Below are 13,439 nucleotides of genomic sequence, written 5' to 3' on the forward strand. Positions count from 1 at the left end.
CGTAAAAAGTAGTAAAAACATACTTTATAAAATGACAACGAGTAATTGGTAAAAAGAAAACCCTTTCATGGTCATGAAAGGGTTTTCGATATTAGGTTGGCGTTTAACTTTATAGCGTACGCAAATACTCTGCTAAGTTACGAGCTTCCTCTTCATTTAAATTCTGATTAAGCATAATTGCATTGTTGTATTCTTTCAATAATGCTTTAGCAATAGGATCTTCTTTCAACATTTTATCAGGATTGATAATCATGTTCATTACCCATTCTGGGCTTCTACGTTCGTAAACACCTTTCAATGCCGGACCGATCATACGTTGCTCTGCCATATGGCAAGCCGTACATATAGCTTGAAATTTTTCTTTACCTGCAGCGGCCATTTCTTCGTTTACTGCCTCGTCAAAAGTAACGCTGGTTATCGGACCAACACCTTTGTTATCTAAATCAACAGGAACGCCTTCACTTGCCGTTTCTTTTTTAACTTCTTTTTTGGTTCTGTTCATTTCAAAACCATCTTTTTTCTCTTCCTTTTTCTCACCACAACTAATGATCATTGTGCTAAGAGCTAATAAAGTGAATAATTTGCGCATACGTTACTATCTTTTAAGTGTTGTCTGTAAATGAGCAACTAATATATGAATTTTTGCGGGTTGAAGTATGTTTTAATATGTATGTAGTTAAGTTTTTAACTAATATTTTTAAGTAAGTAACAATTTGTGCGAGCGATTTTATATTTGTGCGCTAACCTTAGTTTATATTATCTAAGAATTCTAATGTACGCTGCTCCGCGTATGTTAAGTTATTGATGCCGTAGAAACCAACATGACCACCATATTTAGGCATTTCAAGAAAAAGTTTGCTGTGGTGTTTGGCAATTTCTATAGGATAACACTGGGGCCCTAAAAAAGAATCGTTTAGTGCATTGATTATTAGAGTAGGTACTTTGATCTTGTTTAAGAACTGAAGACTGCTACTTTTGGCATAGTAGTCCATAGCATCTTTAAAACCGTGTGCTCTACTGGTGTAAAAATCATCAAAATCTTTAAGTGTTTTAATGTTTTCGATATCTGAATTTGTAATAAGGTTAGGAAATAATTCTTGCTTTAGCTTTAGTTTTTTTATGAGGTTTCCCTTGAACCGTTTGGCATAAATTGCATTCTTAAACTGAAGTAACTGGTGCAGTGAATCTGCCAATTGGCAAGGCACTGAAATGGCAACTGCTCCTTTAATTTCTGTAGCCCTTTCTCTTTTTTCACCTAAATATTTTAAAAGTAGGTTGCCACCAAGGCTAAAACCATGAAGGTAAATACTTTGGTATTCATCTAAATTTAGAACATGTTCAATAACCGCTTGTAAATCTTCGGTTGCTCCAGAGTGGTAAGACCTGAATAGTTTATTGGCGGTACCACTGCATCCTCTTAAATTAATGGCGCAAACGTCATAGCCAGATTGTGTTAAAACTTTAGCACTACCTTTAATATAGGCTCTCTTTGAACTTCCTTCCAGACCATGGATTATGATAACCAATTTTTGGGATGGAGATGAAGCATAGCTCCAGTCCGTGTCTAAAAAATCAGAATCTGGTAGGGTGATCCGAATTCGAATTTGCTCTAATTCATCTACTTTTCTGACTAAACCTGAATATATGGTAGATAGGTGTCCGCTCTTGAAAAACAATGGCGGATCATATGTAGAGTCAATTAAAGGCATCTATTTGTAAAAGCTAAAATGATATTTACTTAGGGTATATTTCCAAAACTTTAATTTGCTCTTCTATAGCCTCTTTAAATTCCGTTTTTAAATGAGATACTAATTCAGTTACAGCTATGGAATCGTCAATGAGTGCAGAACCTTGACCTGCAGACCAAATGGTTTTCCAAGCTTTGGCTTCAGTATTCATTTCTTTTCCAAAATCAATTTTTACATCTTTTTTAAGGTCTTCTTCTGTGATACCCGCAGCTTTTAAACTAGCACCTAAAAAATTGGCGTGTACACCAGAAATTGAAGCGGTATAAACCACATCGCTGGCACCTGCATCAATAATCATCTGTCTATATTCAGGGGTGGCTTTGCTTTCATTTGTATTTATGAATCTGGTACCCATATAAGCTAAATCAGCACCCATTTGTAGGGCAGATGCAATGTCTCTCCCGGTACTAATACAACCTGAAAGAAGAATAGTCTTATGGTAGAATTTCTTTATTTCAGCAACCAATGGCATTGGGTTGATCGTACCTGCATGACCACCGGCACCGGCAGCTACAAGTATTAATCCGTCCACACCGGCTTCGGCTGCTTTCTCTGCATGACGCTTTTTAATAATATCGTGAAAAACCAGACCACCATAACTGTGAATAGCATCTACTACTTCAGAAACAGCACCTAACGAAGTAATGATCAATGGTACTTTGTGCTTAACACATAATTTTACATCTGCTTCTAATCTTGGGTTTGTTGCGTGTACAATTAAATTTACACCAAACGGAGCAGCTTTCTTACCTGTTTCTTCCTCAAAGGTCTTTAAGGCAGATTTTATTTCAATAAGCCATTCTTCAAAACCTTCGCTAGTACGTTGGTTCAATGCAGGAAAAGTACCAACTATGCCATTTTTACAACATTCAATAACCAATTGTGGTCCAGAAATTAAAAACATTGGTGCTGCAACTGCAGGCAAGGATAACTCTTTAATGAATGCGGGTTTATTTGACATAGTGATGTGAATTTTGAACGTGATTTAAAAATAACTATAAAAAACGATGTTCTTTAGTTCTTACATTTCAAAACTATGGTATTTTTATAAAGTATTATGCATGCATAGCAAAAAATATTAGAATGTATACAAAGGATTTTGAAGTACGGTGGAGTGATATTGATGCGAATCGTCATTTGGCGAATTCTGCGTTTGTCAACTTTATGAGCCACACAAGATTGGCTTTTTTAATGGAACTTGGTTTTGATCAAAAGACTATGGTAGACTATAAAATAGGTCCCGTGGCATTTTATGAACATATGTATTATTTTAAGGAAGCCTTTTTAGGAAATGTGATTAAAGTTTCTTTGGAAGTAAAAGGATTGAGTGAAGATGGAAAGTTTTTTGAATTCAATCATGATTTTTATAACGAAAAAGGAGAAAATATAGCGCGTTGCGAAATGATGGGCGCTTGGATCGATTTAAAATCAAGAAAACTAACAGGTCTAGTTGAAGAATTGTTAAGTAGGTTCAGTGAGCTAGAAAAAGCAGATGGTTTCAAGGTTTTGACCAAGCAAGATACAAGACGATTTTTGAAAATTCCTAAACATATATAAGAATTATAGTGTTAATTTTTTTATTTTTAAATATTCGAATGAATTACAGTTAGTACCCCCCTCTTTGACTGTTAAGTTATAATAACCAACAACGCTAACATTTATATTTAATGGTCAGTCTACCAGAAGAAATTTTTAAAGAAACCTATGGTAAAGTAAAAAAATTGATTGTAACCAAAAAATTGGTTCCAGGGCAACTCATTACCGAACATAGGCTGACACATACTTTAAATATTAAAGATGATACTGTGCCAGTAGTACTATTACAATTAAAACAAGAAAGTCTTTTAGTAGGTAGTTTAGATCATGATCTTTCAGTTAGAGAATTGTGTGAACAAGAAATCACAGAAATGTTCGATTGTAGAATTGCGTTGGAAACCATGGCGGTAAAATTATTTACATGCAATGCCCCGCAATCTAAAATTGACGATTTAAGAAGTCTTTTGGTACCATTTGAAAGTGGACCAAAAAACGGATATGTGTTCTATAAAATTGACCGATATTTTCACGAGTATATTGTCAAAAATTGTGGTAATAGAACATTGTATCAAATGTACAAGTCGGCTAAAATATTGTCATTTATGGATTTGGTCGGGTTAAATAGACCTTTACATATAATTTTGCAAGAGCATCTTGATCTGGTATCCGCTATGCATCACCGTGATGAAAACAAAGCTGTCGAATTGTTGACCTTGAATTTAGAAAACGCAAAGCAATCGCATGTTTAATTCTCTTGTAGTGGTCTTTTAGGTTTTTTGCTAGAAAGATACACACCAACTAATACAAAACAAGCGGCAACAATTTTAAGGGTTGTAATAGAATCTTGACCTGTTAGAACTGCATAAGCTATACCTAATAATGGTTGTACGTAAACAAAGGCGCTTAATGTAGAAGCTTTCAATTGGGTGAGCGCAAAAATATTGAATAGGTATGTGCAAAAAGTGGTTCCTATAATTACAAAGCCAATTCCAAAATAAGCCTCAAAAGGTAATGTGCTCCAAGAAATTTCCATGAATCCTTGATATCCAAAAGGAAGGCAAATGAGCACACCTAAAGAAAATAACCATTTCATAAATGTAAACGGATGATACTTGCTTATCAGCACTTTAACAAGTACCAAATAAGATCCATAAAACATAGAATTCAAAAAAATCAGAAAATTGCCAAGGGGAATATTGGGGGCGTCTTGTCTAACTTCAGCACTAAATAATATGAGACCTAGTGCACCTAGCAGGCCTATTGTAATACCAATGATTTTTCTACTGGAAATTTTTTCCTTTAAAATGACCGCAGACAATATTAGTACAATAATTGGTGAAGTTGTAATCAATACTGCACTATTAATTGGAGTTGAAAGCGATAGGCCTTTAAAGAAAACCAACATGTTAAAAGCCATGCCCAATAACGCACAAACTAGCATTCTAAGATAATCTTTACGGTCAATACGTTCTTTTGGTCCTAAAGGGGAAATCAACCAAAATAAAATTGCAGCACCTAGAACTCTAAGAATAATAAACCCGAAGGGTTGCACATAGTGGGGCATAACCCCTTTTGCAATGGTGTGGTTTAAAGCATATATTGTTGTAGCTCCAATAGCGGCAAATATGGCTAACAGTCTTTTACTCACGAATGAATTGCCGTTTTAGCGGCTTCAACCACTTTTTTACTATTACCAATAAATATTTGTTCATCAACAATGATCACTGGTCGTTTTAAAAAAGTGTATTGTTCTATAATCAACGCTTTAAAATCGTCTTCAGAAAGGTTTTGTTCTTTAAGGTTACGTTCTCGGTACAAAACAGCTCTTTTACTGAATAGCGCTTCATAGCTGTTAGAAAGCTTATGCATTTCTTCAAGTTGAGAAGTGGTTATAGGTTCTGTTTTTATGTCTTGAAGTTCAAAATCAGAAAGAGGTTGCAATTCTTTAATGATACGTTGGCAAGTAGAACAAGTGCTTAAGTGATATATTTTTTTCATGGGTATGATTTGTAAGGAAGATGCTTTTTAGTCTTTCCGAAAGTAAAACACCTTTGTTTGATGTATACTTTGGAAATACAAAGAAACCTAAATATCATTAATTGTGCTATTTTTACCAAGCATAAAATATGAAATGATGACAGAGAATATATATGAGGTAATGTTGCAAAATCGTAAAAACCTGCATGCGATATTAACTAAGACTCCGAAAGAAAAGTTACTAAAAATTCCGGCAGGTTTCAATAACAATGTCTATTGGAATATCGCACATACTATAGCGACCCAGCAAGTGTTGATATATAAATTCAGTGGTCTTCAAATGCGCATACCTAATGAACTGGTTGCCAAATTCGCAAAAGGTACCGTACCAGATGGTACGGCAACAGAAGAGGAAATGATGATGGTGGCAGATTTCTTGATTTCAACGGCAGAATGGCTAAAAGAAGATTACGAAACTTCGCTCTTTCAAAATTTTAATGAGTATACCACAAGTGCGCGTGTAACACTCAAAAATGTAGATGATGCAATTGCCTTTAACTTATTTCACGAAGGGCTTCATATTGGGCAAATCGCTCTTTTGTTAAAACAGTTGACTTAAGGTTTACTCGGGTACTTTAAAAAAGTATTTGCTTCTTCGTAAGGTATGGTCAATATAACTGGACCATCTGCAAAAGATGCTATTTCGTACGGTTCATAAAATAGGAGTAGTCCGTTTTCTGTATACCCCATATTGTCGGGTAAATAAAAACGTTCTGTTTCGAACATAAAACCGGTATCGTTTATAGAACCTTCTGTGGGTATGTTTTCTTGTTTTCTAAAAAGTGTTTCGGCATACGTTTTAAAATCGTCTAAGCTGTTGAACAAATCTTCTTGATATAACTCTTTACCGCTTATTTTATCAAAGTTGAGAAATCTGTTGGTGCCATAGCCGTGTGCCCCACCTGTAAAGATGTAAGATGCTAACTTAATGGTGATGATACTTTCGTTTTCAAAAGTGATATTCCCTTCAACAGTAGCTTCCCAAGGCATAGATTCTTCTGAAAATTTTCCGTTTACCTCCTCATAATCATTAAGAAATGTCTCTTTTGCTTCTTCGAGGTTTTGTGCATTACTCTCCTCATAAAAATTTAGTAATGCAATAATTTCACCTTCTAAGGCATCGTTAATGGTTTTGCTAAGTTTTGTTGCTCCGTTCGCTTTTGGAATTTCTATACGTACAGACGTACAATTCTCACAAGAATCCGTTGCAATAATTAAGGGTTCAAAAGAAACAGAATTCTTGTTGTTACAGGCAAAAAATAAAAAACAAAGGAGTAGGCAGGTAAGCTTAGATTTCATGGAAAGATTAGATTTAATGTAAAAATACAGCTTCATTGTATTCCCCGAAAGATAACGATACATTTGTGATGTACGCAAGCTGAAAAATAAAACCAATTGAAAATTATTTCGGACCCAAAAAAGTTTACTCTAGTACTTTTTGGCATTTTATCCTTTCTGTTTTTAGTGTTATATGTCTGGAGTTTTTCCTTTGTTTGGGAATTAGGATTTGGACTGTTTTTTTATTTAATTTTCCTATTAATTGTATTATTAATAGGTCTTGTAATATCAATTGTCATTGACATAAAGCAATCAACAAAATTTAAATACTATTTTATAATATCGATTATTCAGTTACTTTTTATTTGGTTAGTTTCAAATCCAATTAGAGAATGGCAAATTGAGAATTCAAAACATAACGGAGTTGCTATAGTTGAAATAGTTGAGGCTTATAAAGAGAGAAATGGTTCTTATCCTAAATCATTAACTGAACTTGAAAATGAAGCAAATGTTGATTTGCCAGAAAGAACAAGTATTGGGACAAAGTACAATTACAAACTCTATGAAAATGAAAATTTTTCTATAGGGTTTAAATCTTATTATGGCTATGACTATCATTATAACAAGGTGGAAAAAGAATGGTATTCAGCTGACTAAAAAGCGTGCGTACAACACAACATATAAACAATACGGGTGTCAGGCAAAATCGAAAGGTCTGTGTATACCTGCCTGCCGGCAGGTTTATAAAGTCGCTAAATCTTATGGATTTAGCTTTGAACAAGAAAAAATAAAACTAAACAATAAGCTTTAGCTTCGTGCGTAGACGGAAAAGAAAAGTTTTCTTATTACCGCACTTCGCATAGCTAAACGTTGTAAATACTTGAATATGGCTTCTAAAAACTTAAAATTTAATACCAAGACCATACATGGAGGTCAGCAACCAGATGAGGCTTATGGAGCGGTTATGCCACCAATTTATCAAACTTCAACTTATGCACAAACTACACCAGGAGGTCATAAGGGATATCAATATTCTAGAAGTGCCAACCCAACAAGAATTGCATTAGAAAATTCATTGGCAAGTATAGAAGGGGGAGAATATGGTTTAGCTTTTGGTAGTGGTATTGCGGCAATAGATGCGGTCATTAAATTATTGGCGCCGGGAGATGAAGTAATTTCTACAAATGACCTATATGGAGGTACGTACAGAATATTCAAAAAGATATTTGAAAAATTTGGTATCGTTTTTCATTTTGTTGGAATGGAAGGATCAGATGCTGTGCGAAAACAAATAAATTCAAGGACAAAATTAATTTGGGTAGAAACACCAACTAACCCAATGATGAATATTATAGATATTAAAGCGATAGCTGCTTTAACTGTGAATACTGAAATTTTGCTAGCGGTAGATAATACATTTGCTACCCCATATTTACAAAAGCCTTTAGAATTGGGTGCAGATATAGTTATGCATTCCGCTACCAAGTATCTCGGTGGTCATAGCGATACCGTTGTTGGTGCTTTAGTGGTAAAAGATAAAGAATTGGCAGAAAAGCTCTATTTCATACAAAACGCAAGTGGTGCCGTTTGTGGACCTATGGATAGTTTTTTGGTCTTAAGAGGAATAAAAACATTGCATGTACGTATGCAACGCCATTGTGAGAATGGAAAAGCAATAGCAGAATACCTTAAAGGCAATCCTAAAATTGAAAAAGTATACTGGCCAGGTTTTGAAGATCACCCTAATCATCTTATCGCAAAAGAGCAGATGAAAGATTTTGGAGGTATGATTTCATTCGTGCCTAAAGGAGGTAGTTATGAAGATGCGATTAAGATTGTAGAAAAGTTACAGGTATTTACGTTAGCAGAGTCTTTAGGAGGTGTAGAAAGCTTAGCTGGTCACCCTGCAAGTATGACCCATGCAAGTATTCCAAAAGAAGAACGACTTAGTAGTGGTGTGGTAGATGCTTTGATAAGATTAAGTGTTGGTATTGAAGATGTTGATGATTTAATTGAAGATATAGAACAAGCGATAGGATAATGGCTTAAATGTTAAATTAAATGTAGCAAGTATAGGTAGTTTGTTGTCAAAACAACAATTTTTATCGAATTTTAAAAAAATAAGCATTCAAATTACACAAATAGCATAATTTTGACGTTATATTTTGAAATCAATAATTTAAATAAGTTTAAATAGCTTTATGGAGAATAAAATAAAAGCATTTATGGACGAGGTTATTTCCAGAAATGGACATGAGCCAGAATTCATTCAAGCGGTGCAAGAAGTTGCAGAAACAGTTATACCATATATTGCAAGTCAAGACATATATAATGGTAAGAACATTCTTTTAAGAATGGTTGAGCCAGAGCGTTTAATTTCTTTTAGAGTTGCTTGGGTAGACGATGATGGTGAAATTCACGTTAACCGAGGTTATAGAATTCAAATGAATTCTGCTATTGGACCATATAAAGGTGGTTTACGTTTTCACCCTACCGTAAATGCAAGTATCTTAAAATTCTTGGCTTTTGAGCAAGTATTTAAGAACAGTCTTACAACATTACCAATGGGTGGTGGTAAAGGTGGTTCTGATTTTGATCCTAAAGGAAAATCTGATGATGAGGTAATGCGTTTTTGCCATGCCTTCATGTTAGAATTAAATAGACATATTGGTCCAAATACAGATGTGCCTGCAGGTGATATTGGTGTTGGTGCCCGTGAAATTGGGTTCCTTTTTGGTATGTACAAGAAGATTAGAAATGAGTTTACCGGTGTATTAACAGGTAAAGGACTTTCTTGGGGTGGTTCTAAAATTAGACCAGAAGCAACAGGTTACGGTACTGTATATTTTGCACAAAGTATGTTGAAGACCAAAAACGAAAGTTTTGATGGTAAGACGGTAGTAATTTCTGGATCAGGTAATGTTGCACAGTATGCTGCTGAAAAAGCAATTTTATTAGGTGCAAAAGTGGTAACCCTTTCAGATTCTAGTGGTTATGTCTACGACAAAGATGGCATTAATGATGAGAAGCTTGTTTATGTAATGGACCTTAAGAATAATAGAAGAGGTCGTATTTCTGAATATGCCGATAAATATCCATCTGCAGAATTTCATAAGGGTAAAACTCCGTGGGATGTTAAATGTGATATTGCATTACCATGTGCTACTCAAAACGAATTGGATCAACAAGATGCTAAAAACTTATTGAAAAATGGTTGTATGTGTGTTGCAGAAGGTGCAAATATGCCTTGTAATACCGATGCTGTTCATGAGTTCAATAACGCAAAAATATTGTTTGCACCTGGTAAAGCTTCAAACGCTGGTGGTGTAGCAACATCTGGATTGGAAATGTCTCAGAATTCATTAAGAATTAGCTGGACACGTGAAGAAGTAGATGAGCGTTTAAAAGATATTATGGAAGATATTCATGATTCTTGTATTGAATTCGGTAAAGAAGAAGATGGTTTCTGTAACTACGTAAAAGGAGCTAACATTGCTGGTTTTGTTAAGGTTGCAGACGCAATGCTTGCACAAGGGGTAATCTAGAAATTAGATTAACTAAAGCATATAAATTTGTAATGCGAGGTTCTGTAGTAGAGCCTCGCATTTTTTTATACCTTTTCATTACCAAACTTCAATCAACTATCTTTGTTGAAACAGATGTTATAATATGCAGGTAACCACAAAGGCGATAGTATTTTCTGCATTAAAATATGGGGATACAAGCCTAATTGTAAAAGCCTTTACAGCATCTGACGGAATTAAATCTTATCTATTACGTGGTGTGTTGTCTTCTAAAAAAGGGAAATTGAAGGCTGCTTATTTTCAGCCTTTAACTCAGCTAGAGATTGTAGCCAATCACAAAAACAAGGGTACTTTAGAAACACTGAAAGAAGCAAAGGTGTTCTATCATTATCAAACATTATATGCAGATATGGCTAAAAACGCCATGACCCTGTTCTTGGCAGAGCTATTGAGTAATAGTATTCGTGAGGAGGAAATGAACGAAGATTTGTTTCAGTTTCTAGAAGCATCATTACAATGGTTGGATATACATAAGGATGTTGCTAATTTTCATCTCTATTTTATGTTGTCATTGACACGGTATTTAGGTTTTTACCCAGATGTATATCAGATAGATAAGCCTTATTTTGATTTGTTAGAAGGTGAATTTGCGGCAGTGGAATCATTGAATCCTATGTTGAGAGGCGAAAATATTTATTATTTCAAAACCTTATTGGGCACAAATTTTGATGCAATGCATACCGTAAAGATGAAAAAAGCCAATCGCCAAGAATTACTGAAATCCCTAATACTTTATTTTGAATTGCATTTACAGGGGTTTAGGAAACCAAAGTCGCTTGCCGTTTTAAATGAAGTTTTCAATACATATGTATAAGTATTTATTTATAACACTTTTTTTATGTTGTTGTCTTGGAAATGCTCAAGAGATTGTCGTTTTAGATGCCGATAATGGAGAAGAGATTTCTAATGTTGCCGTATACAATAAAGATAAATCTAAGATTGCATTATCAAATTTTGATGGGGTTTTTGATGCTTCTGTATTTATGGGTAAAGAGCGCATTACCTTAAAACATATTGGTTATCAAGAATTTAAAACCACAAAAATACAACTGCTAAGACAAGGAAAAAGGGCTTACTTAATAATGAAGGCTCAACAATTAGATGAAGTGGTAATGTCGGTTTCTAAATGGGAACAGCAAAAGAGAGATATCCCAAATAGAATAATTTCTTTGGATGCCAGGTCTATAGCCTTTTCAGCACCTCAGACTTCTGCAGATTTGCTTCAAAATAGTGGTAAGGTCTTTGTGCAAAAAAGTCAAATGGGCGGTGGTAGTCCAATGATACGTGGTTTTGCTACTAATAGATTACTGTTGTCGGTAGATGGAGTAAGAATGAACAATGCCATATTTAGAGGAGGTAATGTCCAAAATGTAATATCCATAGACCCTTTTACCATTAAAAATACAGAGGTCATATTTGGCCCGGGTTCCGTTATTTATGGTAGCGATGCCATTGGCGGTGTGATGAATTTTTACACTAAAAAACCAATATTATCTGAGAATGATAGTCTCTTGGTGCATGGTAATGCCAATTATAGGTTTGCATCGGCAAACATGGAAAATACCCTTCATGCAGATATTAATTTAGGAAAAAAAACATGGTCTTCGCTAACTAGTGTGACCTATAATAATTTTCAAGATTTAAGAATGGGATCACACGGTCCAGATTCTTATTTAAGAAATACATACGTACAAACCGTAAATGGTATTGATGAGTTGGTAGTAAATGATTCTCCTAAAAAGCAAGTGCCAACGGGGTATGATCAACTGAATTTAATGCAAAAATTTCTGTATAAACCGAATGCCAAATGGAATTTAAACTTAGGGGCATATTATACTGAAACGTCAGACTATTCTAGATATGATAGGTTGATAAGACCAGCAAGCGATGCTTTGGGCTTGCGTTCATCAGAATGGTACTATGGTCCTCAAAGGTGGTTTATGGGTAATGCCCAAGTACAGAAAAAAGGAAACGGAAAAGTTATTGATGGTTTAAAGTTAGGTTTGGCATATCAGCATTTTGAGGAAAGCAGAATTAATAGGGATTTTCAAGATGAGATAAGAAATACTAACAAAGAAAAAGTAGATGCTGTAAACTTTAATTTAGACTTTGAGAATAAGAAAATTGGAGATTTTAAACTGTATTATGGTACGGAGTATATTTATAACAAGGTAAGGTCTACAGGAAATGACTTTAATATTGTAACTGAGGAAAAAACAAATGCGGCTTCCAGATATCCAGATGGTTCTACTTGGCAAAGTTTGGCAGGTTATGTAAATGGGGAATACAAAGCAAAACCTAATTTCACGATCATGTCAGGCTTAAGGTATAGCCATGTTTGGGTAGATGCGGTATTTGATGATACTTTTTATGATTTCCCTTTTGATACAGCAGATTTAAGTACAGGCGCATTAACGGGGAGTTTGGGTTTTAGCTGGTTTCCAAGAGCTAATTTGCAAGTCACTTTAAATGGATCTACAGGTTTTAGGGCTCCAAATATAGATGATGTAGGTAAGATTTTTGATTCAGAGCCTGGGTCGGTAGTAGTTCCAAATCCAGATTTGGAACCTGAATATGCTTATAATGCTGAAATTGGGGTTCAGCGTAATATTAATGATAAGATTATTTTAAAAGGAACGGCGTATTACACTTATTTGGTAGATGCTTTGGTGAGAAGAGATTTTAGTTATAACGGCGTTTCTGAAATTGAATATGGTGGTGAATTAAGCAATGTACAGGCGATTCAAAATGCGGCTAAAGCCTATGTCTATGGTTTTGAATTCGGATTGGAGGCTTATTTGACCGAGCAATGGTCGTTATCGTCTAACTTAACATTGACAGAGGGCGTTGAAGAGGAAGATGATGGGTCTGACACTCCTGCGCGTCATGCGGCACCAACGTTTGGTGATTTTCATGTGGTATGGAAAAATCAACGTTTACGAACAGATGTATTTTTGAATTATAACGGAGAGATAGCAAGCGAAGATTTGGCGGTATCAGAACAAGCTAAAGAATATATATATGCAGTAGATGAAAACGGTAATCCGTTTTCCCCATCTTGGTATACTTTAAATTTTCGTTCTCAATATGATGTTACCAATAATTTTAAGGTCACTACCAGTCTAGAAAATATAACCGATCAGCGCTATAGAACATATTCATCTGGTATAGTTGCGCCGGGTTTAAATGTTATTCTTGGAGTAGGATATCATTTTTAAACAAAAAAAGACCCGCTATTAACGGGTCTTTTTATATT

At 34.9% G+C, this 13,439-nt stretch carries 14 protein-coding genes; 8 read left to right on the top strand and 6 right to left on the bottom strand.

Features of this window, described 5'->3' with window-relative positions:
* Nucleotides 1-109: 109 nt before the first annotated feature.
* From SJY30_RS15325 to SJY30_RS15335, 3 genes are all read right to left on the bottom strand, one after another.
* Nucleotides 110-589, bottom strand: a complete 480-nt coding sequence (locus SJY30_RS15325; protein ID WP_036157311.1) for a cytochrome c family protein — start codon at nucleotides 587-589, stop codon at nucleotides 110-112.
* A 157-nt stretch (nucleotides 590-746) separates the two neighbouring features.
* Nucleotides 747-1,709, bottom strand: coding sequence for a YheT family hydrolase (locus SJY30_RS15330; protein ID WP_396633002.1), 963 nt, complete (start codon nucleotides 1,707-1,709; stop codon nucleotides 747-749).
* Nucleotides 1,710-1,734: 25 nt separating this feature from the next.
* Nucleotides 1,735-2,709 carry an NAD(P)H-dependent flavin oxidoreductase gene (locus tag SJY30_RS15335; RefSeq protein ID WP_396633003.1) on the bottom strand — a complete coding sequence of 325 codons (975 nt, stop codon included), beginning with the start codon at nucleotides 2,707-2,709 and terminating at the stop codon, nucleotides 1,735-1,737.
* 122 nt (nucleotides 2,710-2,831) lie between these two features.
* Here SJY30_RS15335 and SJY30_RS15340 point away from each other — a divergent pair, with 122 nt between their 5' ends.
* A complete protein-coding gene (locus tag SJY30_RS15340) occupies nucleotides 2,832-3,305 on the top strand; it encodes an acyl-CoA thioesterase (RefSeq protein WP_396633004.1) in 474 nt (157 codons plus the stop codon).
* 110 nt (nucleotides 3,306-3,415) lie between these two features.
* On the top strand, nucleotides 3,416-4,033 hold the full coding sequence (locus SJY30_RS15345) for a GntR family transcriptional regulator (RefSeq protein ID WP_396633005.1): 618 nt from the start codon (nucleotides 3,416-3,418) through the stop codon (nucleotides 4,031-4,033).
* On the opposite strand, the gene SJY30_RS15350 is transcribed toward SJY30_RS15345, so the two are convergent.
* Both SJY30_RS15350 and SJY30_RS15355 read right to left on the bottom strand, forming a co-directional pair.
* Nucleotides 4,030-4,932 carry a DMT family transporter gene (locus SJY30_RS15350; RefSeq protein ID WP_396633006.1) on the bottom strand — a complete coding sequence of 301 codons (903 nt, stop codon included), beginning with the start codon at nucleotides 4,930-4,932 and terminating at the stop codon, nucleotides 4,030-4,032. The genes SJY30_RS15345 and SJY30_RS15350 overlap by 4 nt on opposite strands.
* Nucleotides 4,929-5,282, bottom strand: coding sequence for an arsenate reductase family protein (locus SJY30_RS15355; protein ID WP_396633007.1), 354 nt, complete (start codon nucleotides 5,280-5,282; stop codon nucleotides 4,929-4,931). The genes SJY30_RS15350 and SJY30_RS15355 overlap by 4 nt, the downstream gene beginning before the upstream one ends.
* Before the next feature lie 136 nt (nucleotides 5,283-5,418).
* On the opposite strand from SJY30_RS15355, the gene SJY30_RS15360 reads away from it, so the two are divergent.
* Nucleotides 5,419-5,880, top strand: a complete 462-nt coding sequence (locus SJY30_RS15360) for a DinB family protein (protein ID WP_396633008.1) — start codon at nucleotides 5,419-5,421, stop codon at nucleotides 5,878-5,880.
* Here SJY30_RS15360 and SJY30_RS15365 read toward each other — a convergent pair.
* Nucleotides 5,877-6,620: a DUF3298 and DUF4163 domain-containing protein gene (locus SJY30_RS15365; RefSeq protein ID WP_396633009.1), complete on the bottom strand. Its 744-nt coding sequence runs from the start codon at nucleotides 6,618-6,620 to the stop codon at nucleotides 5,877-5,879. The two genes, SJY30_RS15360 and SJY30_RS15365, sit on opposite strands and share 4 nt — an antisense overlap.
* Before the next feature lie 96 nt (nucleotides 6,621-6,716).
* Between SJY30_RS15365 and SJY30_RS15370 the strand changes: the two genes are divergently transcribed.
* From SJY30_RS15370 to SJY30_RS15390, 5 genes are all read left to right on the top strand, one after another.
* Nucleotides 6,717-7,256: a hypothetical protein gene (locus tag SJY30_RS15370; protein ID WP_396633010.1), complete on the top strand. Its 540-nt coding sequence runs from the start codon at nucleotides 6,717-6,719 to the stop codon at nucleotides 7,254-7,256.
* Nucleotides 7,257-7,485: 229 nt separating this feature from the next.
* On the top strand, nucleotides 7,486-8,640 hold the full coding sequence (locus SJY30_RS15375; RefSeq protein WP_396633011.1) for a cystathionine gamma-synthase: 1,155 nt from the start codon (nucleotides 7,486-7,488) through the stop codon (nucleotides 8,638-8,640).
* A gap of 160 nt (nucleotides 8,641-8,800) precedes the next feature.
* Entirely contained in the window at nucleotides 8,801-10,144 is a 1,344-nt protein-coding gene (gdhA, locus tag SJY30_RS15380) for an NADP-specific glutamate dehydrogenase (protein ID WP_396633012.1), read from the top strand.
* A gap of 124 nt (nucleotides 10,145-10,268) precedes the next feature.
* Nucleotides 10,269-10,997 carry a DNA repair protein RecO gene (gene recO / locus SJY30_RS15385; RefSeq protein WP_396633013.1) on the top strand — a complete coding sequence of 243 codons (729 nt, stop codon included), beginning with the start codon at nucleotides 10,269-10,271 and terminating at the stop codon, nucleotides 10,995-10,997.
* Nucleotides 10,990-13,401, top strand: a complete 2,412-nt coding sequence (locus SJY30_RS15390) for a TonB-dependent receptor plug domain-containing protein (RefSeq protein WP_396633014.1) — start codon at nucleotides 10,990-10,992, stop codon at nucleotides 13,399-13,401. The genes recO and SJY30_RS15390 overlap by 8 nt, the downstream gene beginning before the upstream one ends.
* The last annotated feature ends 38 nt before the right edge of the window (nucleotides 13,402-13,439 follow it).

This window comes from Maribacter sp. R86514, assembly GCF_044597005.1.
Classification (GTDB): Bacteria; Bacteroidota; Bacteroidia; order Flavobacteriales; family Flavobacteriaceae; genus Maribacter.

What these genes read in the sequence shown, in the direction of transcription:
- SJY30_RS15360 (WP_396633008.1), top strand. Translation starts at nt 5,419, where the DNA reads ATGACAGAGAATATATATGAGGTAATGTTGCAAAATCGTAAAAACCTG.
- SJY30_RS15365 (WP_396633009.1), bottom strand. Translation starts at nt 6,620, where the DNA reads ATGAAATCTAAGCTTACCTGCCTACTCCTTTGTTTTTTATTTTTTGCC.
- SJY30_RS15355 (WP_396633007.1), bottom strand. Translation starts at nt 5,282, where the DNA reads ATGAAAAAAATATATCACTTAAGCACTTGTTCTACTTGCCAACGTATC.
- SJY30_RS15325 (WP_036157311.1), bottom strand. Translation starts at nt 589, where the DNA reads ATGCGCAAATTATTCACTTTATTAGCTCTTAGCACAATGATCATTAGT.
- SJY30_RS15330 (WP_396633002.1), bottom strand. Translation starts at nt 1,709, where the DNA reads ATGCCTTTAATTGACTCTACATATGATCCGCCATTGTTTTTCAAGAGC.
- SJY30_RS15375 (WP_396633011.1), top strand. Translation starts at nt 7,486, where the DNA reads ATGGCTTCTAAAAACTTAAAATTTAATACCAAGACCATACATGGAGGT.
- gdhA (WP_396633012.1), top strand. Translation starts at nt 8,801, where the DNA reads ATGGAGAATAAAATAAAAGCATTTATGGACGAGGTTATTTCCAGAAAT.
- SJY30_RS15335 (WP_396633003.1), bottom strand. Translation starts at nt 2,709, where the DNA reads ATGTCAAATAAACCCGCATTCATTAAAGAGTTATCCTTGCCTGCAGTT.
- SJY30_RS15390 (WP_396633014.1), top strand. Translation starts at nt 10,990, where the DNA reads ATGTATAAGTATTTATTTATAACACTTTTTTTATGTTGTTGTCTTGGA.
- SJY30_RS15345 (WP_396633005.1), top strand. Translation starts at nt 3,416, where the DNA reads ATGGTCAGTCTACCAGAAGAAATTTTTAAAGAAACCTATGGTAAAGTA.
- recO (WP_396633013.1), top strand. Translation starts at nt 10,269, where the DNA reads ATGCAGGTAACCACAAAGGCGATAGTATTTTCTGCATTAAAATATGGG.
- SJY30_RS15340 (WP_396633004.1), top strand. Translation starts at nt 2,832, where the DNA reads ATGTATACAAAGGATTTTGAAGTACGGTGGAGTGATATTGATGCGAAT.